Source organism: Arthrobacter humicola, assembly GCF_022803015.1.
GTDB classification, from domain to species: domain Bacteria; phylum Actinomycetota; class Actinomycetes; order Actinomycetales; family Micrococcaceae; genus Arthrobacter; species Arthrobacter humicola_A.
Genome location: NZ_JAFKON010000004.1, coordinates 265,477 through 289,754, shown reverse-complemented (window position 1 = coordinate 289,754; position 24,278 = coordinate 265,477). Strand labels below are relative to the sequence as shown.

General features: G+C 67.0%; 23 protein-coding genes. 19 read left to right on the top strand and 4 right to left on the bottom strand.

What is annotated here, in order from left to right; translation table 11 throughout:
• Positions 1 to 22 precede the first annotated feature (22 nt).
• The 4 genes from ARTB_RS10995 to sdhC form a co-directional block, all read right to left on the bottom strand.
• Positions 23 to 805 carry a succinate dehydrogenase iron-sulfur subunit gene (locus tag ARTB_RS10995; RefSeq protein ID WP_026537821.1) on the bottom strand — a complete coding sequence of 261 codons (783 nt, stop codon included), beginning with the start codon at positions 803 to 805 and terminating at the stop codon, positions 23 to 25.
• Between the two features lies 1 nt (position 806).
• Positions 807 to 2,606 (bottom strand): succinate dehydrogenase flavoprotein subunit, encoded by a 1,800-nt coding sequence (gene sdhA, locus ARTB_RS10990; protein WP_028277340.1) that lies wholly within the window; start codon positions 2,604 to 2,606, stop codon positions 807 to 809.
• A 192-nt stretch (positions 2,607 to 2,798) separates the two neighbouring features.
• Complete coding sequence (locus ARTB_RS10985; protein ID WP_243180103.1) at positions 2,799 to 3,293, bottom strand: succinate dehydrogenase hydrophobic membrane anchor subunit; 495 nt, start codon at positions 3,291 to 3,293, stop codon at positions 2,799 to 2,801.
• A gap of 3 nt (positions 3,294 to 3,296) precedes the next feature.
• The gene (gene sdhC / locus ARTB_RS10980; RefSeq protein ID WP_079553238.1) at positions 3,297 to 3,677 is read right to left on the bottom strand and encodes a succinate dehydrogenase, cytochrome b556 subunit; all 381 of its coding nucleotides are present in this window, start codon (positions 3,675 to 3,677) and stop codon (positions 3,297 to 3,299) included.
• Positions 3,678 to 3,944: 267 nt separating this feature from the next.
• Between sdhC and ARTB_RS10975 the strand changes: the two genes are divergently transcribed.
• From ARTB_RS10975 to ARTB_RS10885, 19 genes are all read left to right on the top strand, one after another.
• Entirely contained in the window at positions 3,945 to 5,078 is a 1,134-nt protein-coding gene (locus ARTB_RS10975; protein ID WP_026537818.1) for a mannose-1-phosphate guanylyltransferase, read from the top strand.
• A 97-nt stretch (positions 5,079 to 5,175) separates the two neighbouring features.
• Positions 5,176 to 6,375, top strand: a complete 1,200-nt coding sequence (locus ARTB_RS10970; RefSeq protein WP_243180097.1) for an amidohydrolase — start codon at positions 5,176 to 5,178, stop codon at positions 6,373 to 6,375.
• 278 nt (positions 6,376 to 6,653) lie between these two features.
• Positions 6,654 to 7,118 carry a MarR family winged helix-turn-helix transcriptional regulator gene (locus ARTB_RS10965; protein WP_243180094.1) on the top strand — a complete coding sequence of 155 codons (465 nt, stop codon included), beginning with the start codon at positions 6,654 to 6,656 and terminating at the stop codon, positions 7,116 to 7,118.
• 165 nt (positions 7,119 to 7,283) lie between these two features.
• A complete protein-coding gene (locus ARTB_RS10960) occupies positions 7,284 to 7,715 on the top strand; it encodes an organic hydroperoxide resistance protein (protein WP_028277343.1) in 432 nt (143 codons plus the stop codon).
• Positions 7,712 to 8,743 carry an NADP-dependent oxidoreductase gene (locus tag ARTB_RS10955; RefSeq protein WP_243180092.1) on the top strand — a complete coding sequence of 344 codons (1,032 nt, stop codon included), beginning with the start codon at positions 7,712 to 7,714 and terminating at the stop codon, positions 8,741 to 8,743. The genes ARTB_RS10960 and ARTB_RS10955 overlap by 4 nt, the downstream gene beginning before the upstream one ends.
• Positions 8,744 to 9,051: 308 nt before the next feature.
• Positions 9,052 to 10,158 (top strand): BMP family lipoprotein, encoded by a 1,107-nt coding sequence (locus ARTB_RS10950; protein WP_439954117.1) that lies wholly within the window; start codon positions 9,052 to 9,054, stop codon positions 10,156 to 10,158.
• A gap of 163 nt (positions 10,159 to 10,321) precedes the next feature.
• The gene (locus tag ARTB_RS10945) at positions 10,322 to 12,013 is read left to right on the top strand and encodes an ABC transporter ATP-binding protein (RefSeq protein ID WP_243180090.1); all 1,692 of its coding nucleotides are present in this window, start codon (positions 10,322 to 10,324) and stop codon (positions 12,011 to 12,013) included.
• Positions 12,006 to 13,406, top strand: a complete 1,401-nt coding sequence (locus ARTB_RS10940) for an ABC transporter permease (protein ID WP_028277346.1) — start codon at positions 12,006 to 12,008, stop codon at positions 13,404 to 13,406. Before ARTB_RS10945 ends, ARTB_RS10940 begins: the two co-directional genes overlap by 8 nt.
• Positions 13,403 to 14,719, top strand: coding sequence for an ABC transporter permease (locus ARTB_RS10935; protein WP_028277347.1), 1,317 nt, complete (start codon positions 13,403 to 13,405; stop codon positions 14,717 to 14,719). Before ARTB_RS10940 ends, ARTB_RS10935 begins: the two co-directional genes overlap by 4 nt.
• A 2-nt stretch (positions 14,720 to 14,721) precedes the next feature.
• A complete protein-coding gene (locus ARTB_RS10930) occupies positions 14,722 to 15,126 on the top strand; it encodes a cytidine deaminase (RefSeq protein ID WP_028277348.1) in 405 nt (134 codons plus the stop codon).
• Positions 15,123 to 16,454: a thymidine phosphorylase gene (locus ARTB_RS10925; protein WP_243180089.1), complete on the top strand. Its 1,332-nt coding sequence runs from the start codon at positions 15,123 to 15,125 to the stop codon at positions 16,452 to 16,454. The genes ARTB_RS10930 and ARTB_RS10925 overlap by 4 nt, the downstream gene beginning before the upstream one ends.
• A 190-nt stretch (positions 16,455 to 16,644) precedes the next feature.
• Complete coding sequence (locus ARTB_RS10920; protein WP_243180086.1) at positions 16,645 to 17,280, top strand: DedA family protein; 636 nt, start codon at positions 16,645 to 16,647, stop codon at positions 17,278 to 17,280.
• A gap of 156 nt (positions 17,281 to 17,436) precedes the next feature.
• Positions 17,437 to 18,171: a DedA family protein gene (locus ARTB_RS10915; protein WP_028277350.1), complete on the top strand. Its 735-nt coding sequence runs from the start codon at positions 17,437 to 17,439 to the stop codon at positions 18,169 to 18,171.
• A gap of 32 nt (positions 18,172 to 18,203) precedes the next feature.
• Positions 18,204 to 19,370 (top strand): adenosine deaminase, encoded by a 1,167-nt coding sequence (locus ARTB_RS10910; protein WP_243180079.1) that lies wholly within the window; start codon positions 18,204 to 18,206, stop codon positions 19,368 to 19,370.
• A 121-nt stretch (positions 19,371 to 19,491) separates the two neighbouring features.
• Positions 19,492 to 20,097, top strand: coding sequence for a MazG nucleotide pyrophosphohydrolase domain-containing protein (locus ARTB_RS10905; protein ID WP_243180402.1), 606 nt, complete (start codon positions 19,492 to 19,494; stop codon positions 20,095 to 20,097).
• 188 nt (positions 20,098 to 20,285) lie between these two features.
• The gene (gene eno, locus ARTB_RS10900) at positions 20,286 to 21,566 is read left to right on the top strand and encodes a phosphopyruvate hydratase (RefSeq protein ID WP_018774732.1); all 1,281 of its coding nucleotides are present in this window, start codon (positions 20,286 to 20,288) and stop codon (positions 21,564 to 21,566) included.
• 85 nt (positions 21,567 to 21,651) lie between these two features.
• Entirely contained in the window at positions 21,652 to 22,443 is a 792-nt protein-coding gene (locus ARTB_RS10895) for an FtsB family cell division protein (RefSeq protein ID WP_243180077.1), read from the top strand.
• 66 nt (positions 22,444 to 22,509) lie between these two features.
• Positions 22,510 to 23,313 (top strand): DUF501 domain-containing protein, encoded by an 804-nt coding sequence (locus ARTB_RS10890; RefSeq protein WP_439954116.1) that lies wholly within the window; start codon positions 22,510 to 22,512, stop codon positions 23,311 to 23,313.
• Positions 23,310 to 24,269 (top strand): Ppx/GppA phosphatase family protein, encoded by a 960-nt coding sequence (locus ARTB_RS10885; protein WP_243180067.1) that lies wholly within the window; start codon positions 23,310 to 23,312, stop codon positions 24,267 to 24,269. Before ARTB_RS10890 ends, ARTB_RS10885 begins: the two co-directional genes overlap by 4 nt.
• The last annotated feature ends 9 nt before the right edge of the window (positions 24,270 to 24,278 follow it).

Genomic DNA, 24,278 nt, shown 5'->3' with positions numbered 1-24,278 from the left:
TGCGGGCCGGTGGAACCGATCCTTAGACCTTGCGGGACAGGATGGCCTGCTTGACCTCAGCGATTGCCTGCGTGACCTGGATGCCGCGGGGGCATGCTTCGGTGCAGTTAAAGGTGGTGCGGCAGCGCCACACGCCTTCCTTGTCGTTGAGGATCTCCAGGCGCATGTCGCCGGCGTCATCACGGGAATCGAAGATGAAGCGGTGCGCGTTGACGATCGCCGCCGGGCCGAAGTACTGCCCGTCGGTCCAGAACACCGGGCAGGACGAGGTGCACGCGGCGCACAGGATGCACTTGGTGGTGTCATCGAACCGTTCGCGGTCCTCGGCGGACTGCAGGCGTTCCTTGGTGGGCTCGTGGCCACGGTTGATCAGGAAGGGCATGACTTCGCGGAAGGACTGGAAGAAAGGCTCCATGTCCACGATCAGGTCCTTCTCCACGGGCAGGCCCTTGATGGGCTCGACCGTGATGGGCTTGGACGTGTCCAGGTCCTTCAGCAGGGTCTTGCAGGCGAGGCGGTTGCGGCCGTTGATGCGCATGGCATCGGAGCCGCAGACGCCGTGGGCGCAGGAACGGCGGAAGGAGACGCTGCCGTCCATCTCCCACTTGATCTTGTGCAGGGCGTCCAGGACACGGTCGGTGCCGTACATGGTGACCTTGAAGTCATCCCACGTGGCGTCCTCGGAGACCTCGGGGTTGTAGCGGCGCACGCGCAGGGTGACGTCGAAGGACGGGATTTCCCCGCCCCCGCCGACGCCGGCGGGCAGTTCGATCTTGGATGCTGGCTCAGCGAGTTCAGCGCTCATCTTAGTACTTCCTCACCATCGGCTCGTAGCGCGTAAAGACCACCGGTTTGGTGGCAAGCCGGATGCCGGCAATCGACTCGGCGGAACCGTCCGCCGGGGCGTGGTCATCCTTGTACGCCATGGAGTGCTTCATGAATTTTTCGTCGTCGCGCTCGGGGAAGTCCTCGCGGAAGTGGCCGCCGCGGGATTCCTCGCGGTGCAGGGCCGCCACGGTCATGACCTTGGCGAGCTCGAGCAGGAAGCCCAGCTCCACCGCCTCGAGCAGGTCCAGGTTGAAGCGCTTGCCCTTGTCCTGGACGCTGATGCGCTGGTACCGCTCCTCGAAGGAGGCAATGTCCTTCAGGACCTGGTTCAGCGTGTCGGCGGTGCGGAACACCTGCATGTTGGCGTCCATGGTGTCCTGCAGTTCCTTGCGGATCGCAGCGACCTTCTCGGTGCCGTCAGAGGTGCGGACGTGGTCCAGCAGGTTCAGCGTGTAGGCCTCCGGGTCAACGGGGAGCTCCACGAAGTCGGCGGTCTTGGCGTACTCGGCGGCGGCGATGCCGGCGCGCTTGCCGAACACGTTGATGTCCAGCAGCGAGTTGGTGCCCAGGCGGTTGGAGCCGTGGACGGAGACGCAGGCGACCTCGCCGGCGGCGTAGAGGCCCGGGACCACCGTGTCGTTGTCCTGGAGGACCTCGGCGCTGATGTTCGTGGGGATGCCGCCCATGGCGTAGTGCGCCGTCGGGAACACCGGAACCGGCTCCGTGTACGGCTCCACACCCAGGTAGGTGCGGGCGAACTCGGTGATGTCCGGCAGCTTGGCATCGATGTGCGCAGGCTCAAGGTGCGTCAGGTCCAGGAGGACGTAGTCCTTGTTCGGGCCGCAGCCGCGTCCCTCACGGACTTCGTTGGCCATGGAGCGGGCCACGATGTCGCGCGGGGCGAGGTCCTTGATGGTGGGCGCGTAGCGCTCCATGAAGCGTTCACCCTCGGAGTTGCGCAGGATCGCGCCTTCGCCGCGGGCGGCCTCGGAGAGCAGGATGCCCAGGCCGGCCAGGCCGGTCGGGTGGAACTGGAAGAATTCCATGTCCTCCAGGGGGATGCCCCGGCGGAACGCGATGCCCATGCCGTCACCGGTCAGGGTGTGGGCGTTGGAGGTGGTCTTGAAGACCTTGCCGGCGCCGCCGGAGGCGAACACCACGGACTTGGCCTGGAAGACGTGCAGCTCGCCGGAGGCGAGGTCGTAGGACACGACGCCGGCGACGCGCTTCTGCTTGTACGGCGTGCCGTCCTCGCGGACAGCGTCCTCTTCGACGGTCAGCAGGTCCAGGACGTAGTACTCGTTGTAGAACTCGACGTTGTGCTTGACGCAGTTCTGGTACAGGGTCTGCAGGATCATGTGGCCGGTGCGGTCGGCGGCGTAGCAGGCGCGGCGGACCGGTGCCTTGCCATGGTCGCGGGTGTGGCCACCGAAGCGGCGCTGGTCAATGCGGCCCTCGGGCGTGCGGTTGAACGGCAGGCCCATCTTTTCCAGGTCCAGGACGGCGTCGATCGCTTCCTTCGCCATGACCTCGGCGGCGTCCTGGTCAACCAGGTAGTCGCCGCCCTTGATGGTGTCGAAGGTGTGCCACTCCCAGTTGTCTTCCTCGACGTTGGCCAGAGCTGCACACATGCCGCCCTGCGCCGCGCCGGTGTGGGACCGCGTGGGGTAGAGCTTGGTCAGTACTGCTGTTCGGGCGCGCTGACCTGATTCGATCGCCGCGCGCATCCCGGCGCCACCGGCACCGACGATCACGACGTCGTACTTATGGACCTGCATACCAGACGCTCTTTCTCTCAAAATTCGCTATAAACCACCGGCAGGCCGCGCCTGCCCGGTGAAGTCTCGTGCAATCTGCGCCTGCGCTCGGCAGGCAAGATCAGTTGCCGTGACGGACCGCGGATTCCTGCCCTTACGGGCTCCTGTCCGCTGCGGTTCCGCCGCTACGGCTGAACCATTACGGCTGCGCCGCTAAGGCGCGGGGCAGAAACCGCCGGGAAGCTGGACGCCGTTGGCCACGGGGCACGGATTGAACGTGAAGATGACCAGGGTGCCCAGGATGATGATGACCGTGGTGGCCGCGTAGAGCACAATCTTCAGCCAAAGGCGCGTTGCGTCCTTCTCGGCGTAGTCATTGATGATCGTGCGGACGCCGTTGGTGCCGTGCAGCATGGCGAGCCACAGCATGGCCAGGTCCCAGAACTGCCAGAACGGGTCGGCCCACTTGCCGGCCACAAAGCCGAAGTCGATCGCGTGGATGCCCTCGCCGACCAGCAGGTTCACGGTCAGGTGGCCGAAGATCAGCACCACCAGCACGACGCCGGAGAGGCGCATGAAGAGCCAGGCGAGCATCTCGAAGTTGCCCTTGGAACCGCCAGTGCGGCGGTACTTTGGCTGGATCTTTCCACTACTGGGTTTTCCACTACTGGGTTTTCCACTACGTGGGCTTTGAATGGTTGCAGTCATGGCTTAGTGACCTCCAAGGGCGAGGGACAGGTGGCGGATGGAGAAGCCGACCATGACGACGACCCAGAGGCCCAGGACCGTCCAGAGCATCTGACGCTGGTACTTGGCACCCTTCTTCCAGAAGTCGACGGCGATGATCCGCAGGCCGTTGAAGGCGTGGAACACGATCGCCGCGACAAGGCCCGTTTCACCCAGGGCCATGAGGGGGTTCTTGTAGGCACCAATCACTGCGGTGTAGGCCTCGGGGGACACACGCACCAATGAGGTGTCCAGCACGTGGACCAACAAGAAGAAGAAAATCACTACACCGGTAATGCGGTGTCCAACCCAGGACCACATGCCTTCACGGCCGCGGTACAAGGTGCCAGCTGGTTTTGTCGGCACTGAATAAACCTCCCTGCAACACAGCGGCGCTGGCATGGGATCCACGCGGGGGGAACGCCTGCTGCGAGAGCACTCGTAAGCTCAAGCCTAAATCTAGGCTTCGCTAACAGCTTATTCAATTTGGGAACTCCTTGTTGACCGGCCCCGGCGCGGTTTTGCGTTTGTTTTGAGACGAACGCCACATTTGGCTGTGGTCGCAGGCGCCGGTAGGGCCGGATCGCGGCTCAATTCGGACCGAATTGGCCGCCGTCGGCTAAAGTAGCCGTGATGACTACAGACAAAGTGACAAGCCAGGATTCACCGCTGGACCGTTTTATTGCGGTCATTCCGGCGGGCGGAGTGGGGACCCGCCTCTGGCCCCTGTCACGGGCAGCAGCCCCGAAATTCCTTCACGACCTCACCGGTTCGGGCAGTACTCTGCTGCGCGCGACCTATGACCGCCTCCAGCCCGTCGCCGGCAAGCACGTGCTGGTGGTGACCGGCTCCGCCCACAGGGCAGCCGTCTGCCGCCAGCTGCCTGAGGTCCTGGAAGCCGACCTCGTCCTGGAGAGCGAGCCCAAAGACTCCGGTGCTGCGATCGGACTCGCCGCGGCCATCCTCCACGAGCGGGACCCGGACATCATCATGGGCTCGTTTGCCGCGGACCAGGTCATCAGCCCGGACGACCTCTTCCAGGACGCCGTCCGTGAAGCCGTCTACACCGCGGCCGCGGGGAAGATCGTCACCATCGGCATCAAGCCGACCCATCCCTCCACCGGATTCGGCTACATCCGTTCCGGCGCGAACCTCCACATCCCGGACGCGCCCAGTGCGCAGTCCGTGGTGGAGTTCGTGGAGAAGCCCAGCGAGGAAGTGGCCCAGGAGTACGTCGACAGCGGCGAATATGTCTGGAACGCGGGCATGTTCGTGGCCCCGGTCTCGCTGATGCTTAAGCACCTCGAAGCCAACCAGCCCGAGCTCTTCGCCGGCCTCCAGGAGATCGCCAAGGCCTGGGACACTCCGGAGCGCGACGCTGTCACGGCGCGGGTGTGGCCCACGCTGCCCAAGATCGCTATTGACTACGCCGTCGCCGAGCCCGCCGCCGCCGCCGGCGACGTCGCCGTGGTGCCCGGAACGTTCCTCTGGGACGACGTCGGGGACTTCGCCTCCGTGGGCCGGCTCAACAGCGCCAAGGAAGTCGACGAGGTCACGGTCCTGGGCGAGGGCGCACGCGTCTTCACCGAGAACGCGAGCGGCGTGGTGGTCTCCGATACCAAGCGGGTGATCGCCCTGATCGGCATCAAGGACGTCGTGATCGTTGACACCCCGGACGCCCTGCTGGTCACCACCAAGGAACACTCGCAGCGGGTCAAGCAGGCCGTGGATGCCATCAAGGCCAAGGGCGACACCGACGTCCTGTAGCCGGAGGAGAGCGGATCACGGCCTGTGCAATGTTCAGCAATCCGTAACGCGCCGTACCCGATGCCGCTATTCTTTGGCCGCTCGATAGAGTTATTCCGTGCGCAACTATTCGACTGAAGCTGAGCCCACGACTCTCGTGGGGCCGTGGCTGGAGCCCCTCCTGCCGGAGCTGATCGCTTTCCGCCGCGACCTCCATGCGCATCCGGAACTTTCGTTCAAGGAGTTCCGCACCACCGACAAGCTGGCGAAACGGCTCGAGGAAGCCGGGCTCAAGCCGCGCCGCCTCGAGGGCACAGGCCTGACGGTCGACGTCGGACAGGGTCCCATCGCCACCGCACTGCGCGGGGATATCGACGCCCTGCCCATCATCGAGGAAACGGGCCTTGAGTTCGCCTCGAAGAACCACGGCGTGACCCATGCCTGCGGCCACGACGTCCACACTGCCACCATGCTCGGGATCGCGCTGGTCCTGCAGCGCATGCACGAGGCCTCCCCTCTGCGCGGGACCGTCCGGATCATCTTCCAGCCGGCCGAGGAGACCATGCCCGGCGGCGCCACCTCGTGCATCGAACAGGGCGTCCTGGAAGGCGTGCCGCGCATCCTGGCGCTGCACTGCGACCCCCGGATCGAGATCGGCAAGATCGGCACCCGGATCGGGGCGATCACCTCCGCCTCGGACACCATCAAGATTGAACTTTCCGGCCGCGGCGGCCACACCTCGCGCCCGCACCTGACCGAGGAGCTGGTCTTCGCCCTGGCGCAGATCGCGGTCAACGTTCCCGCAGTGCTCTCGCGCCGCGTCGATGTCCGCAGCGGCGTGTCCGTGGTCTGGGGGCAGATCTCCGCGGGCTCGGCCCCGAACGCCATCCCGGGCAGCGGCTACATGGCCGGCACCATGCGCTGCCTGGACCGTGACGCCTGGCACGACGCCGGCGAGCTGCTCGACGACATCATCCGGCAGGTCGCCGAGCCGTACGGCGTCGATGTCCACCTGGAACACACCCGCGGCGTGCCGCCGGTGGTCAACTCCGAGCACGAGACCGCGCTGATCGAGGCCGCGGCCCGCGCCGAAATCGGCGAGGGCGCCGTGGTCCTGACCCCGCAGTCCATGGGCGGGGAAGACTTTGCCTGGTTCCTGGCCGACACCCCCGGCGCCATGATGCGCCTCGGCACGAAGATGCCCGGCGGGGAAGAGTATGACCTCCACCGCGGTGACTACATCGTCGATGAGCGGGCGCTGGGCCTGGGCATCCAGGTGCTCACGGCGGCGGCCCTGCGCACCATCCGCGACCTGTAAGCCGTTCCGCCCGGGCCCCTACGCCGGGCCTGCCCCGCTACACCCGGCCAGGACCGCCGCGCGGAGTTTCCCCACCTTTGCCGGCACGACGCCGGGACACGCCGGCGGTTGCGGGCCGACACGCCGGCGGCACCCGTCAAACATGGGGAATCTCGGCGGCCGCGGCTGGGAACGGTGCCGCGGCTGGCCCCCTGCACACCTGTTACCGGTTCCCGCTGTGCAATTCAGTTGTGTACAACTGAATTGCACGCAACTGGATTGTGCAGTATGGTGGAGGCATGACCACGTCAGAAGAGGCCCGCACTGGCGGCCCGGAAGCGCTCCGCCTGAACCGGCAGGTGTGCTTTGCGATGTACTCTGCCTCACGTGCCGCCACGGCCGCCTACCGGCCCATGCTCGAGGAGCTCGGCCTGACCTACCCGCAGTACCTCGCCATGCTGGTGCTCTGGGAAGCGGCGCCGCGCAGCGTGCGTGAACTGGGGGAGGAGCTGGGCCTGGACTCCGGCACGCTCTCGCCGCTGCTCAAGCGGCTCGAAGCGCTCGGCCTCGTCCAGCGCCGCCGCTCCGCCGAGGACGAGCGCCGCGTGGAGATCTTCCTGACCGACGCCGGCGCCGCCCTGAGCGCCAAGGCCAGCGGCATCCCGCAGCGACTGGCAGACGCCGCCGGGCTCACCGCCGCGGAACTGGACCAGCTCCGCGACACCCTGGGCCGGCTGACGAACGCGCTTCACGCCTCCCACTAAGCCCTTCCCTTAAGCCCTTCCCCCTCCACCACCCTTCCCAGGCCCACACGGCCGACGTCGAAACCGCGGGAGGCGTGCCAACTCGCCGGAAATTTACGGCGACTCCGCAGGCTTCCGGCGAGTTCCCACTGAACCCCTTCTTCCCTCCGACAGAACGGAAACCCCATGAAGACCCTTTACACAGCAGAGGCCCTGGCCTCCGGCGAAGGCCGCGACGGCACCGCCATCAGCAAGGACGGCAAGCTGAGCGTCACCCTTGCCAGCCCGGTCGAACTCGGCGGTGACGGCGCGGGCACCAACCCCGAACAGCTCTTTGCCGCCGGCTACGCCGCGTGCTTCCACTCCGCCCTGCGCCTGGTGGGACGCAAGGAACGCGCCGACCTGACGGACTCCGCCGTCGCCGCCAAGATCCACTTCGGCGCCCTCGAAGACGGTGCCGGCTACGGTCTGGCCGCCGAACTTGAGATCGCCCTGCCCGCCGTGGACCGGGACACGGCCGAGGCCCTCGTGGCCAAGGCCCACCAGATCTGCCCGTACTCCAACGCCACCCGCGGCAACATCACTGTCGACATCACCATCCTGGAGGTAGCCGCATGAGCAACAACACCGAAACTCTCACCCTTCCCGCCACCACCCGCGAGATCCAGCTGGCGTCCCGCCCCCACGGCCGCCCCGTCCCGGCGAACTTCCGCCTCGCCGAGTCGGCGCTGCCAGAACTGCAGGACGGCCAGGTCCTGGTCCGCAACCTGTTCATCTCGGTGGACCCGTACATGCGCGGACGCATGAACGACGTCAAGTCCTACTCCGCGCCGTTTGCGCTGGATAGCGCCCTCGACGGCGGCGCCGTCGGCGAAGTCATCGCGTCCCGGGCCGAAGGGCGCGCTGTGGGCGACACGGTGGTGCACGGCCTCGGCTGGCGCGAATACGCCGTCGTCGATGCAGCGGCCACCACGGTGGCGCGCACCGATCTTGCCCCCGCGTCAGCATTCCTCGGCGCCCTCGGCATGACCGGGCTGACCGCCTACGCGGGACTGCTGAAGGTCGCGGAATTCAAGCCCGGCGACGCCGTGTTCGTCTCGGGCGCCGCCGGCGCGGTCGGCTCGCTTGTCGGGCAGATCGCGAAGGCCATGGGCGCGTCCAGGGTGATCGGCAGCGCCGGCTCGCCGGAAAAGGTGGCACGCCTGCTCGAACTCGGCTTCGACGCCGCGTTCAACTACCACGACGGCCCCGTGGCGGAACAGCTCGCCGCGGCCGCGGGTGAGCGCGGGATCGACGTCTACTTCGACAACGTCGGCGGCGAGCACCTCGATGCCGCGCTGTCCGCCCTCACGGTCGGTGGCCGGGTGGCCATGTGCGGGGCCATCGCCCAGTACAACGCGACCGAGCCCACGCCGGCGCCGCGGAACCTCATGCTGGCGATCGGCAAGCAGCTGACGCTCAAGGGCTTCCTGGTGGGCGGCTACTGGCAGCACATGGCCGAGTTCGTCGAGACCATGTCCGGCTGGCTGGCCGACGGAACGGTCCGCTACGACGAGACGGTGGTGGACGGGCTGGAGAATGCCCCGCAGGCCTTCATGGACCTGCTCGACGGCGCCAACACCGGCAAGATGCTCGTGCGGCTGTAGCCTGACACCCGGCAATCGCCGTGCCGCCACATACGGCTCCGGCGCCGGTTCCTGCGGGGACCGGCGCCGGAGCTTATGTGGTCGCGGCGGGCACCGGCTACCTCTAGGTAACAAGTTCTCAACAATCTGGGCATTCGCCGGGACGTGTGTTATCGGGACGTGGCGCAGGCCACTACAGTAGCTTGCATCAGTGCGCCTCGGCGCAGTGCTGCGAAATCCATCAGTGACAACAGAGATCAGCGGAACACCGCAGACAGACACTCATTGAACTTCCGTCGTAGCGCCTACTCTTTCTTCCTGGAGGAAAATTGAAGAACTCTCTGCGTGCCACCTTTAAGCGCGGATCAATGGCCGGCGTCGCCACCGCGGGCGCGGCTGCACTCCTGCTGACCGGCTGCGGAGCTGCCCCGGAGGCCAGCACCGCCACCAACACCGCCAGCAACTACCAGGGCTGCATCGTGTCCGACTCGGGCGGGTTCGATGACCAGTCGTTCAACCAGTCTTCCTACGAGGGCTTGAAGAAGGTCACGTCGGAGCTGGGCCTTAAGATGAACCAGGCCGAGTCCAAGACCAACAACGACTTCGAGCCCAACCTGCGCGCCATGGTCTCCGCCGGCTGCAACCTGACCATCACGGTCGGCTTCCTGCTCGGCGACGCCACCAAGTCCCAGGCCACCGCGAACCCGGACAAGCACTTCGCCATCATCGACTTCGGCTACGACACCCCGGTCGCCAACGTCAAGCCGATCATCTACGACACCGCCCAGGCAGCATTCCTGGCCGGCTACCTCGCAGCCGGCACCACCAAGACCGGGACGGTCGCCACGTTCGGCGGCATCAAGATCCCCACGGTCACCATCTTCATGGACGGTTTTGCCGACGGCGTGAAGTACTACAACGAGAAGAAGGGCAAGGACGTCAAGCTTCTCGGCTGGGACAAGGCCAAGCAGGACGGCTCCTTCACCGGCGACTTCGAAAAGCAGGACAAGGGCAAGCAGTTCACCCAGAACTTCCTGGACCAGGGCGCCGACATCGTCATGCCCGTCGCCGGTCCGGTCGGCAAGGGTGCGGGCGCGGCCCTGCAGGAAGCCAAGGCAGCCGGCAAGGACGTCAAGCTCATCTGGGTTGACTCCGACGGCTTCCTCACGGCACCGGACTACAAGGACATCATGCTCTCCTCCGTCATGAAGCAGATGGGCCAGGCCGTCGAGGCGGTCGTCAAGCAGGACAAGGACGGCCAGTTCACCAACAAGCCGTACGTCGGCACGCTCGCGAACGACGGCGTTCAGCTTGCCCCGTTCCACGACATGGATTCCCAGGTTCCGGCCGAACTGAAGTCCGAGCTGGACCAGATCAAGAAGGACATCGCCGACGGCAAGCTGAAGGTTGAATCCGCAGCAAGCCCGAAAGCCTAACTTCCTCCGCTAAGCGCCACGGCCCGTCCGGTCACCACCGCACGGGCTGTGGCGCTTTTCGTTGCGGCCCTTAGTGCCTCAGATCCCAGGCACTAAGCTGGTGCTGCAGCGCCCCTACGCGTCCGGACCAAGCCTTCCGGACACCTCGAGATTGGTCAGAGTTTTGAAACTTGAACTCAAGGGCATTACCAAACGCTTCGGCTCCCTGGTAGCAAACGATCACATCGATGTGGTTGTTGAACCCGGGCAGATCCACTGTCTGCTCGGTGAGAACGGCGCGGGCAAGTCCACGCTGATGAACGTCCTCTACGGACTGTACGAGCCCACAGAGGGCGAAATCCTCATCGACGACAAACCGGTCACGTTCCGCGGTCCCGGCGACGCCATGGCGGCCGGCATCGGCATGGTGCACCAGCACTTCATGCTGGTCCCCGTCTTCACCGTCGCGGAGAACGTTGCCCTGGGAGCGGAGACCACCAAGACCGGCGGATTCCTGGACCTGGATGACACCCGCCGGAAAATCCGGGAGATCTCCGACCGGTACGGTTTCGACGTCGACCCCGACGCGCTGATCGAAGACCTCCCCGTGGGCGTGCAGCAGCGCGTGGAGATCATCAAGGCACTGGTCCGCGACGCCAAGGTGCTCATCCTCGATGAGCCCACGGCCGTGCTGACCCCGCAGGACACCGATGAACTGCTGGACATCATGCGCCAGCTCAAGAGCCACGGCACCTCGATCGTCTTCATTTCCCACAAGCTGCGTGAGGTGAAGGCCGTTTCGGACACCATCACCGTCATCCGGCGCGGCAAGGTAGTGGGCTCGGCCGATCCCGGCGCCTCGACCACCGAGCTGGCCTCCATGATGGTGGGCCGGGCCGTGAGCCTGACCTTGGACAAGGCTCCCGCGAATCCGCAGGAGACCACCTTCGAGGTCAAGAACCTCACCGTCATCGCCCCCAACGGCCAGCACGTGGTGGACGGGATCAGCTTCGGAATCGCCCGCGGCGAGATCCTCGCCGTCGCCGGCGTCCAGGGCAACGGCCAGACGGAACTGACCGAAGCCATTTTGGGCCTGCACGAGCGGGTCCACGGCTCGATCACCCTCGACGGCGAAGAACTCGTGGGCCGCAGCGTCAAGGAGGTCCTCAACGCCGGCGTCGGATTCGTGCCGGAAGACCGGTCCCTCGACGGGCTGATCGGCACGTTCTCCATCGCCGAGAACCTGATCCTGGACCGCTACGACCAGGCGCCGTTCGCCAAGGGCATCAGCATGAGCCCGGCCAAGGTCCTGGAGAACGCCAAGACCCGGATCGCGGAATTCGACGTCCGCACCCCGTCCGGCTCACTGGCAGCCGGCACCCTGTCCGGCGGCAACCAGCAGAAGGTCGTCATGGCCCGGGAGCTCTCCCGGCCGCTGCGGCTCTTCATCGCCTCCCAGCCCACCCGCGGCGTGGACGTGGGCTCCATCGAGTTCCTGCACAAGCGGATCGTCGCGGAGCGGGACCACGGCACGCCCGTCATGATCGTCTCCACCGAACTGGACGAGGTGATTGAACTCGCCGACCGGATCGCCGTGCTGTACAAGGGCCGGCTGGTCGGGATCGTCCCGGCCGGCACCGGGCGTGACGTCCTGGGCCTGATGATGGCCGGCGTTTCCCCGGACGAGGCCCAGGCCGACGCCGCAGGCAGGCACTCGGCCCGATCCCTTTCTGAAAACCCGGCCGCGAACGCAGCAGAAAACCCGGCCGGCACCCCGGCCGAAAAACCCGCAACGAAGCCGGCCATGAACCCGGCCCCCGCCGCCCCGTCCGTGCAGGAGCCCGGCTCCGGCGCCGTAGGAGACCCCCATGAGTGAGAACACCGAGCCGCGGTCCGCGGCCGCACCGGACCCGGACCAACTTCCGGCATCGCAGGCCACCGACGTGGAGCCTGAACCGCTCGAGGATGATGCAGACTTCGTCACCTCGCTGGACACCGCGGGAGGCGCCCACCAGCCATCGGCCGTTCCGGTCTCGACCCAGAGCGGAGCTCTTCCGGGTGCCCCGGAAGAGGAGTCGCTGCTGCGCAAGATCTTCACCGGCAACGGCATCGTGACCATCCTGGCGGTGCTGCTCGCGCTGATCCTGGGCGGTCTGCTCATCGCCATGACGGACAAGGTTGTCGGCACCACGGCGGGCTATCTCTTTGCCCGGCCCAGTGACTTCCTCATCGCCGTCTGGTCCGCCGCCACCGATTCCTACGTCGCCCTCTTCCAGGGCGCGGTCTTCAACCCCCGCGGGAACGGCGTGGCCGGACAGTTCGCCCCCCTCATGGAGACGCTGACCATCGCCACCCCGCTGATCACCGCCGGCCTCGGCGTCGCCCTGGCCTTCCGCGCGGGCCTGTTCAACATCGGTGCGCAGGGCCAGATCATCATGGCCGGCATCCTCGCCTCGTGGGTCGGCTTCGCGCTGCACCTGCCGCTGGGGATACACCTGCTGCTGGTCCTGGTGGCCGGCGTCATCGGCGGCGCCGTCTGGGGCGGCATCGTCGGCGTGCTCAAAGCCCGGACCGGCGCCCACGAGGTCATCGTGACCATCATGTTCAACTACATCGCACTCTATTTCCTGCGCTACCTGCTCGACACGGACTTGTTCCAGCGTCCGGGGGCGGACACACCGATATCGCCCATCGTGGACCCCAGCGCCGCGTACCCGCTGATCTTCGGCAGCCAGTACCGGCTGCATCTGGGATTCCTGCTGGCCATCGCGGCCACCGTGTTTGTTTCGTGGCTGCTGAACCGCTCCACGCTCGGTTTCGAATTCCGTGCCGTCGGGGCCAACCCCAAGGCAGCCCTGACCGCCGGCATCAACGTCTCCCGGGCCACCATCCTGGTGATGACCATTGCCGGTGGCCTGGCCGGCCTGGCCGGCGTGGCACAGGTGGCGGGCACCGAAAAGGTCCTGACCGACGGTGTCGCGGCAACCTACGGCTTTGACGCCATCACGGTCGCGCTGCTGGGACGGTCCTCGCCATGGGGCACCTTCGCCGCCGGCCTGCTGTTCGGGGCCTTCCGCGCAGGCGCCGTCCAGATGCAGATCCAGACCGGAACTCCGATCGACATCGTGCTCGTGGTCCAGTCGCTCATCGTGCTGTTCATCGCGGCGCCGCCGCTGGTCCGGGCGATCTTCGGACTCAACCCGCGCAAGAAGAAGGCCGCGACCGCCGGCAAAACCAAGCAGGCCGCAACCACCGGAGGTGCCGCATGAGCACAACAGCAACCTCGCCCGTTGAAGGAAAACCACAGCCGGAGAAGAACCACAGGCCGACGGTGTCCGCCAAGCCCGTGACTTGGAAGTTGCCGGTCACGCTTGCGGTTCTGGCCACCATCGCCTTCATCTTCTTCGGACTGCTGGGCCCGCAGGCGAACGCCAAGTTCGGGGTTTCATCCAGCGGAGACTTCTTCCAGCTCCCGGCGATCGAAGTACCCGCGTTCCTGTCCGGCATGGTGCTCTCCCTGATCCTGCTGGTCCTCGCGGGCTACGCCCTGGTCCTGAAGGCGAGAGCGAACCGGCGGCCCCCGCGCTGGGTGCCGGCCGTGTTCACCGTCGTTTTCGTGGTCGCCTTCCTGATCTGGGTGGTGGGCGGCGCCCGGACCCCCAGTATTTCGCTGGCAGGCCTCATCGCCGGATCCGTGACCCTCGCCGTGCCGATCGTCTTCGGCTCCCTCTCAGGTGTGCTGTGCGAACGCGCCGGCGTCGTTAACATCGCCATCGAAGGCCAGCTCCTGGGTGGTGCCTTCACGGCCGCGCTCGTCGCCAGCCTGACGCACAACCCCTACCTGGGCCTGCTTGCGGCGGCCGTGGCGGGCGCCCTTGTGTCGGTGGTGCTGGCAGTGTTCAGCATCAAGTACGTGGTCAACCAGATCATCGTCGGCGTCGTGCTCAACGTCCTGGTCTCCGGGCTCACCGGCTTCCTGTTCACCACGGTGATGCAGTCGGACCCCGAGAAATACAACTCGCCCGCCGAGCTGCCCATCATTGATATCCCGGTCCTGTCCAGCATCCCCGTGATCGGGCCCATCCTCTTCAAACAGTCCGTGGTGGGCTACCTGATGTACGTGGCAGTCATCGTGATCTGGGTCGCACTGTTCAAGACGAAGTGGGGCCTGCGCGTCCGTGCCGTGGGCGAGCACCCGCAGGCGGCCGACACCCTGGGCATCAAGGTCAACGCGACCCGCTTCTGGAACGTCACTCTTGGCGGCGCCGTCGCCGGGATCGGCGGATCGTTCTTCACCCTCGTGGCGATCGACAGCTTCACCAAGGAAATCTCCGGCGGCCGCGGCTTCATTGCCCTCGCCGCCATGATCCTGGGCCGCTGGAACCCGATCGGGGCGTTCTTCGCGGCGCTGCTGTTCGGCTTCGCCGACAACCTGCAGAGCATCGTGACGATCATCGGCACCCCGGTGCCGAGCCAGTTCATGGCCATGCTGCCGTACGTGGTGACCGTGTTTGCCGTGGCCGGGCTCGTCGGCCGCTCCCGGCCGCCGGCCGCTGACGGCATACCGTACATCAAGGGCTGAGAATGGACAGCACCGACGTCGACTGGGCTGCACTCGAAGCCGCGGCAGTCTCCGCCATGAAGAACGCCTATGCGCCGTATTCGAAGTTTCCGGTGGGGGCCGCGGCCCTCACCGGAGACGGGCGGATCGTCAGCGGCTGCAATGTCGAAAACGCCAGCTACGGGCTGACCCTGTGCGCCGAGTGCGCCCTGGTGGGCAACCTGCAGATGACCGGCGGGGGACGGCTGCGCGCCTTCTACTGCGTCGACGCCGGCGGGAATGTCCTCATGCCGTGCGGGCGCTGCCGCCAGCTGCTCTACGAATTCCGGGCTCCGGACATGGAGCTCATGACCACGCAGGGAATCAAGACCATGGACCAGGTCCTTCCCGATGCCTTTGGCCCCCAACACCTGGAGGAACCCCGGTGACACAAACGACACAGAGCCCCAACAACAGTGAAGCGTTCGACGCCGTCGACATCATCCGCATCAAGCGGGACAAGGGTGTGCTCAGCCCGGCCCAGATCGACTGGACAATCGACGCGTACACCCGCGGCGCCATCGCCGACGAACAGATGGCCGCCCTGAACATGGCCATCCTGCTCAACGGCATGGACCGGGCCGAGATCTCCCGCTGGACGGCGGCCATGATCGCCTCCGGCGAGCGGATGGACTTCTCCAGCCTGCGGCGGCCCGACGGCCGCGTGAAGGCGACGTCGGACAAGCACTCCACCGGCGGCGTCGGGGATAAGATCACCCTGCCGCTGGCTCCGCTGGTGGCGGTGTTTGGCGTGGCAGTGCCGCAGCTCTCGGGCCGCGGCCTCGGCCACACCGGCGGCACCCTGGACAAGCTCGAGGCCATCCCGGGCTGGCGTGCGGCCCTGAGCAATGACGAAATGATGGCCCAGCTCCAGGACGTCGGCGCGGTCATTTGCGCGGCCGGGGCCGGGCTGGCCCCGGCGGACAAGAAGCTCTACGCGCTCCGCGATGTCACCGGAACCGTGGAGGCCATCCCGCTGATCGCCTCCTCGATCATGAGCAAGAAGATCGCCGAAGGCACCGGCTCGCTGGTGCTCGACGTCAAGGTGGGCAGCGGCGCGTTCATGAAGGACGAGGCGCGCGCCCGCGAACTGGCCGAAACCATGGTGGCCCTGGGCAAGGACGCCGGCGTCAACACGGTGGCACTGCTTACCAACATGAACACGCCGCTGGGCCTGACCGCGGGCAACGCGATCGAGGTCGAGGAATCCGTGGAGGTCCTCGCCGGCGGAGGCCCGGACGACGTCGTCGAACTCACCGTCCGGCTCGCGGAGGAAATGCTGGCGTGTGCCGGCATCCGCGACGCCGATCCCCGGGCAGCACTCCGGGACGGCCGGGCTATGGACGTCTGGAACCGGATGATTGAGGCCCAGGGCGGAGACCCGCGCGCCAAGCTCCCGGTCGCCAAGGAATCCGAGGTCATCTACGCCCCGGCCGACGGCGTCCTGGTGGAGCTCGACGCGATGGCCGTCGGCGTCGCTGCCTGGCGGCTCGGCGCCGGACGCGCCCGCAAGGAGGACCAGGTCCAGGCCGGTGCCGGGGTGCGGATGCACGCCAAGCCCGGCGCCACGGTCAAGGCGGGCGAACCGCTCATGACCCTGCTGACGGACACACCGGAGAAGTTCGAGCGTGCCAAGGAAGCGCTCGAACACGCCGCCGTGATCGCCCCCGAGGGCTCCCGGCCCGCCCAGAAGCTCATCATCGACCGCATCGCCTAACCCCGTTGCCCTATCCCTTATGGCGCCCAAACCCTGGGGATAACAGCCGTACGTGATGGGGCAACGGCGGCCGGAGCCGGCGGTACACTAACTCCACAAGACTGACTCCACAGCAGTACCCTTGGCGCAGGCCCGGCTCCGGCCGAGCCTGCGCTTGGATCGATCTGGCCCCGCCGCGCGTTAGGAAGCTGTGCAGGCAATCAACGACTTCATCCTCGCCGCCGCAGGGCAACCCTGGGTCCTCGTCCTGGTTTTCGCCTGCTGCGTGATCGACGGCTTCTTCCCCCCGATTCCGAGCGAATCGGTGGTGGTGGGCCTGGCTGCAGTCGCCGCCACGGCGGGCGTCCCCAACCCTCTGCTCCTGATCGCAACGGCTGCCGCAGGGGCACTGGTGGGCGACAACATGGCCTACCTGATCGGCCGCGGGACCGGAACCCGGCGCTGGGCGTGGCAGCGCGGCCCGCGCATGCAGGCGGCCTTCCGCTGGGCCGGCCGGGAACTGCGGAAACGGCCTGCCTCACTGATCCTTGTGGCGCGCTTCGTCCCGATCGGGCGGGTGGCCGTTAACCTGACCGCCGGTGCCACACACTACCCGTGGCGCAGATTCGTCAGCCTGACGGTGCTCTCGGCGCTGCTGTGGGCCAGCTACTCGGTGGGGATCGGCCTGACCGTTGGTCCGTGGTTTGAGAAAAACCACGTGCTGGGAGCGGCCATTGCCATCGTCTGCGCGATCGTCCTGGGCGTCGTCCTGGACCGCGTGATCAGCAGGGTGCGCGGCCGCGCACCGGAGGAACAGACGCATTCCGTGCCGCCCGCCGAGTCCTAGGCGGATTGGGCCCGCCCATGGGACACTTAGGAGCGATTTGGGTCACGTTTGTTGGCCGCACGTCGTGCAAAGTTTCGTCCATAGTTCCACCCACTGTCATCGCGAGTACGTTACGGCTTAGTTGTCCGTTCCCAGTCATCAAGGAGCACCACCTGCATGGAGTTCATTAACGAGGCCGTGCTCCATGCCGCTGGCCAGTGGTGGATCTACCCCCTCCTGCTGGTTTTTTTCTTCGTGGACGGCTTCGCGATGGTGGTCCCGAGTGAGACCCTGATCGTTGCCCTGGCGGCGTACTCCGTGCACAGCGGCCAGCCCAACCTGTGGATCCTGGGCCTCACGGCGCTCGTGGGAGCCATGGCCGGCGACAACATGGCCTACATGCTCGGCCGCAAGATTGGCCTCGAGCGGTTCCGCTGGATGCGCAAGCCAAAGGTCCAAAAGGTGTTCGGTTGGGCCCACTACGAACTCGAGAAGCGCGGCGCCGTCCTGATCTTCACCGCCCGGTACATTCCGTGGGGCCGTGTCGCGGTCAACTACGTGGCAGGCACGACGGCGTTTCCGCACCGCCGGTTCTTCTTCCTGGACGGCTTCGCCTGCCTGACGTGGGTCGCCTACTCCATCGGCATCGGCGTCCTGGCCAGTTCCTTCCCGTGGCTGCACCACAACCCGTTGCTCAGCGCGGGCATCGCGGTGGTATTCGCCATTGTGCTCGGTGTCCTCATCGACCATCTCCTGCGCTGGTGGCACAAGCGCCTGGGCCGCCACGACACCCGTCCGGTCCCGTCTGAGACCGAATACGTCGCCGAACCCGCCTCCGGTGAGCGTGCTTCCGAGCTGCACGGCACGATGCTGGCCGGTCCGTCCGCTGAGTCCGGAGCGTCCGGAAAGTAGCTTCCGGCGCCCGGCGACCCTATGGTTGGAACGTGACTGAGACTATTCCTGACGCTGCCCCTGACCTCGACTTCGACCTGAAGGGCCTTCCCAAGGTTTCCCTTCACGACCACCTGGACGGCGGACTCCGCCCGGCCACCATCATTGAACTTGCTGAGGCCGTCGGCCACACGCTGCCGTCCACGGACCCCGTCGCCCTGGGGGAGTGGTTCCGCGAATCCGCCGACTCCGGTTCCCTGGTCCGCTACCTGGAGACTTTCGACCACACCATCGCCGTGATGCAGACCAAGGAGGGCCTGTTCCGCGTCGCGAAGGAATTCGTCGAAGACCTGGCCGACGACGGCGTCGTGTACGGCGAGGTGCGCTGGGCACCCGAACAGCACCTGCAGAAGGGCCTGAGCCTGGACGACGTGGTCGAAGCCGTGCAGGCCGGCCTCGAAGCTGGAGTGGACGCGGTGGCAGAGACCGGCCGCGATATCCAGGTGGGTCAGCTCATCACCGCCATGCGCCACGCCGACCGCGGCCAGGAGATCGCCGAACTGGCCGTCCGCCACCGCAACAACGGCGCCGTCGGCTTCGACATCGCCGGCGCCGAGGACGGCTTCCTGCCGTCCCGCTTCAAGGACGCCTTCACCTACCTGGCCCAGCACAACTTCCCGGCCACCGTCCACGCCGGCGAAGCCGCCGGTCTGGAAAGCATCCAGTCGGCCCTCGTCGACGGCCGGGCCCTGCGCCTGGGCCACGGCGTCCGGATCGCCGAGGACGTCACGATCGAATTCGAAGAGGACGAAGAGGCCGCCGACGCCGAAGGCTTCGACGACTCCGTCAACGACACCATCGGCATGGTGACCCTGGGCGAGCTCGCCAGCTGGGTGCGGGACCGTGGCATCGCCTTGGAGATCTGCCCCTCCTCCAACCTGCAGACCGGTGCCATTGCCGGTTTCGGTGAGGGCATCGAAAGCCACCCGCTGGACATGCTCTACCAGCTCGGCTTCAACGTCACCATCAACACCGACAACCGGCTCATGAGCGGCGTGACGCTGACCGACGAGTTCGAACTCCTGGTTGAGACGTTCGACTACGACCTCGATGACCTGCTGGAGCTGACGCTGAACGCGGCCGAGGCCGCCTTCCTGCCGCTCGAGGAGAAGGAAGCCCTGGTCGAATACATCAACGAGGCCTACTCCGATCTTGGCTAACGAGGACACATCACCCGTCCAGAGGCTCGCTGGGCCCACAGCGGCAGGGGTCCCCGGCCGAGCTTGCGAGGTCGGGGAGCTGCTGGGGACGATCGCGGCCCTGCGCGAGCATTGCCCCTGGATGGGTGCCCTCACCCACGAGTCCCTCGTGGAGTACCTCCTGGAGGAGGCCTATGAGGTGGCCGAGACCATCGAGACCGGCGCCGGCGACGCGGAACTGCAGTCTGAACTGGGGGACGTCCTGTTGCAGGTGGTGCTCCACGCCCGGCTCGCCGAGGAACGCGGCGCCTTTGACCTGGACGATGTCGCCCGGGTTCTGAAGGCCAAGATGATCCGGCGCAACCCGCACGTGTTCCGGCCCGACGGCTCGCTGCAGGATTCCTTCCCGGCAACGGTGGAGGAGATCGTCCTGAAATGGGACGCCGTCAAGAAGGCCGAGATGCCCGAACGCGGCCACGTCTTCGACGGGGTTCCCGCCGCGCTGCCGGCCCTCGCGCGGGCCCAAAAGCTCCTGGACCGCGCCGAACGCGCGGGCATGGCAGCGGCCGCCGGCCAAACCGCCGCCGGAACCGCCGTCGACCTCCCGGCCGCCGAGGAGGAACTCGGCGACCTGCTGTTCGGGATCGTGGCCGCTGCCCGGGCCGGCGGGCTCGACGCCGAACGCGCCCTCCGCGGCGCCCTGCGCCGGTTCCAGGACAGCACCGGCCCCGGGCCCTCGGCACAATAGTGCTGGCAGACTAGAGTCGGCACGGTAGCGGCACCATCATGACGTCCGGGGATTGGATAGGTTTCCGTAACTTATCCCGCTCTCGACTACGCTAGTAGCGACGACGACGTCGGCTTTCCGCTTGATGTTCAGCCAGAGTCCAAGCAGTCAGATTCCCTGCAGATCGCTTCACCCAAAGGAGCATATCCATGGCGCTTATCGATGCCATCCACGCCCGCGAAATCCTCGATTCCCGTGGCAACCCGACCGTAGAAGTTGAAGTCCTGCTCTCGGACGGCCAGATCGGCCGCGCAGCAGTTCCCTCCGGCGCTTCCACCGGCGAGCACGAGGCCGTTGAACTTCGCGACGGCGACAAGGGCCGCTACCTCGGCAAGGGCGTCCAGAAGGCCGTCGACGCGGTCATCGACCAGATCGCCCCGGCCCTGACCGGCTTCGACGCGACCGACCAGCGCAGCATCGACCAGGCCATGATCGACCTGGACGGCACCCCCAACAAGGGCAAGCTCGGCGCCAACGCCATCCTGGGCGTGTCCCTGGCCGTGGCCAACGCCGCCGCCGCCTCCGCTGACCTGCCGCTGTACAAGTACCTGGGCGGGCCCAACGCGCACGTCCTGCCCGTGCCGCTGATGAACATCCTCAACGGCGGCTCGCACGCCGACTCCGACGTGGACATCCAGGAATTCATGATCGTCCCGATCGGCGCCGAGACCTTCTCCGAAGGCCTGCGCTGGGGCGTCGAGGTCTACCACAACCTCAAGTCCGTCCTGCAGGCCAAGGGCCTGTCCACCGGTCTGGGTGACGAGGGCGGCTTCGCGCCGAACCTGCCGTCCAACCGTGCCGCCCTGGACCTGATCCAGGAAGCCATCAAGAACGCCGGCTACACCCCGGGCAAGGACATCGCCCTGGCCCTCGACGTCGCCTCCTCCGAGTTCTTCAAGGACGGCGCCTACCAGTTCGAAGGCAAGGCACTTTCCGCCACCGAGATGAGCGCCTACTACGCCGAGCTCGTGGCCGACTACCCGCTCGTGTCCATCGAGGACCCGCTGGATGAGAACGACTGGGAAGGCTGGAAGACCCTCACCGACACCATCGGCGACAAGGTCCAGCTCGTGGGCGATGACCTCTTCGTCACGAACCCGGCCATCCTGCAGCGCGGCATCGACACCAAGACCGCGAACTCGCTGCTCGTCAAGGTCAACCAGATCGGTTCCCTGACCGAGACCCTGGACGCCGTGTCCCTGGCCCAGCGTGCCGGCTACACCACCATCACCTCACACCGCTCCGGCGAAACCGAGGACACCACCATTGCTGACATCTCCGTTGCCACCAACGCGGGACAGATCAAGACCGGTGCCCCGGCACGCTCCGAGCGCGTGGCCAAGTACAACCAGCTGCTGCGCATCGAAGAGGAACTCGACGACGCCGCACGGTACGCCGGCCGCAGCGCGTTCCCGCGTTTCAAGGGCTAGTTAGCCGCGAAAACCGGTAACCGGTGGCTATGGTTGAAAGACCATGGCCACCGGTTCTTTTTTGGTCCGCTTTTGAAGGAGTGACATGGCAACCCGACGCCCCAATGTTCCCCGGGCTACGCCTGCCGCCAAGGCTGCTGCTGCCAAGCCTGCGGCCACGGGCCTGGGGGCAGCAGCCGACGGCGGCGAGGTCATCCAGGCAGACTTTGGCGGCGCCCGCAGCGGCACGGCGGCGCCGGCCGGCGCTGCGCCTGCCCCGCCACGGGTATCAGCCTCCACAGGCAAGCCGGCCCCGGGCAGCTCCGGCGCCGCATCTGCGGCCAAACCCCGTCCCGTAACAGCCCCGGCAGGAGCTCCGGCAAAGCCCGAGAGCCGCCCGGCGGCCGGGAAGGACGGCGCCAAGTCCGGCAGCAGGACCGACGCCAGGACCGGCGGCAAGAACCAGGGCCGGACCGCCGCAGGGGGGCCGGACGAATCCCTGGACCCCGTGCCCGCCAAAGCGTTCTCGGGCCGGCTGCTGGCCCTGGGTGTCGTCATGATTGCCATCACCATCCTGCTGGCCCCTACGGTCAAGATCTTCCTGGACAAACGCGCCGAAATCGCGGCGCTGCAGGCCGACATTGCGGCCAAACAGACGAAGCAGGAGGACCTCAAACGCCAGGTGTCGCGGTGGCAGGATCCCAACTATGTGAAACAGCAGGCCCGCGACCGCATTAACATGGTTATGCCCGGAGAGACGGGCTACTGGGTATTCGGCAGCGATCTTCCTGCCGCGCAATCCGGTGGCGCGGCGGGTGCAGCATCAGCACAAGACCCGGCCAACCTGCCCTGGGTGGACGCCCTCTGGGAGTCCATCAGGCGATCGGCAACAGACTAGAAGCGGCGCCCGCCGCCGGGATTGTCCCGCGGACAATCCGGAACAGGGCAGGAAGGTGCCACTCCCGTGGACGAGAACCGAGTGGACCAGAACCGAGCAGCCGAGGACAACGACGGGGCCAAGACCCCGGCACCACGGCACAGGGCAGACGCCCCGGAGGGCTCCCGCCAGCCGTCACCGCACGATCTCGAGGTCCTCAGCCGCCAGTTGGGCCGGCCCGTGCGCGACGTCGTCGAAATCCCGGCCCGCTGCGTCTGCGGAAACCCGCTCGTCGCCGCCACTTCGCCGCGGCTCAGCAACGGTACGCCGTTCCCCACCACGTTTTACCTCACCCACCCGGTGATCACCTCGGCGGTATCGCGGCTGGAGGCCGCCGGGCTGATGAACGAAATGAACGACCGGCTCGCTGCCGACGCCGGCCTCGCGGCCCGGTACCGGTCCGCCCACGAGGCATATCTGGCCTCCCGTGCCGAGATCGGCGCGCGCTCCGGCATCGGGGCCGTTCCCGAAATCGACGGCGTCTCCGCCGGGGGAATGCCGACCCGCGTCAAATGCCTGCACGTCCTCGTGGGGCATTCGCTGGCGGCCGGCCCGGGCGTGAACCCGCTGGGGGATGAATCGATCGCGGCCATCGCCGAGTGGTGGACCGTGGAGCGCTGTTACTGCGACGGCGCCTGGGACACCGGCGGGGAGGCCCCGTCGCGGGACCTCAGCCGCCATGGCCCCCAAGGCCTGCCGGAGATCGTGGGCCGGCCCGCACCGGTCCGCAAGTCCCGCGTCGACGCCGCCGGCGCCGGCGTCGCTGACACCGCCGCTACCGCCGGCGCTGCTGAGACGGCCGGTACCACCGGCACGGGGGAGTCCAAGTGACCCGGGTCGCGGCCGTAGACTGCGGCACCAACTCCATCCGCCTGCTGATCGCCGATGTGAGCGCAGGCGACGCAACAGGGCCGGCCACACCGCGGCTGACCGACATCGTGCGGGAAATGCGCGTGGTCCGGCTGGGCCAGGGTGTGGACTCCACGGGCGAACTGGCCCAGGAAGCGCTCGAGCGCACCTTCGCCGCGACCCGGGACTACGCTGCCCTCATCCGCGAGCACGGCGCCGAAAAGGTGCGCTTCGTGGCCACCTCCGCCACCCGCGATGCCCGTAACCGCCAGGTTTTCGTCGACGGCATCCGCGACATCCTCGGCGTCGAACCCGAGGTGATCACCGGCGACGAGGAAGCCGCGCTGTCCTTCGCCGGCGCCAGCAGTGTGCTGCCCTCCCGCGGGCAGGACCCCGTGCTGGTGGTGGACCTCGGCGGCGGCAGCACGGAGTTCGTGCTGGGCAACGCCGGCGGCGTCATCGCGGCCCGCTCGGTCGACGTCGGCTGCGTCCGGATGACCGAACGGCACCTGCGCAGCGACCCGCCCACCGCGGATCAGATCGCGGCCGCGGAGGCCGACGTCGACGCCGCCATCAGCGAGGCGGCACAAACCGTTCCACTGGAACGCACCACCGCCGTCGTCGGCGTGGCCGGCTCCGTCACCACCATCACCGCGCACGCGCTGCGCCTGCCGGAGTACTCGCCGGCCGCGATCCACGGCACCGAACTGGACCTGGACGCGATCCGGAAAGCCTGCACCGAGCTGCTCGAAATGACCCGGGAAGAGCGGGCCGCGCTGCCCTACATGCACCCCGGGCGGGTGGACGTGATCGGCGCCGGTGGCCTGGTCTGGCGGCGGGTCCTGCAGCGCCTGGCCGAGGTCACCGGCGGGCGCATCACCACGGCCGTGAGCAGCGAACACGATATTCTTGACGGAATTGCCCTCAGCATCCGATGATCCCGCCCC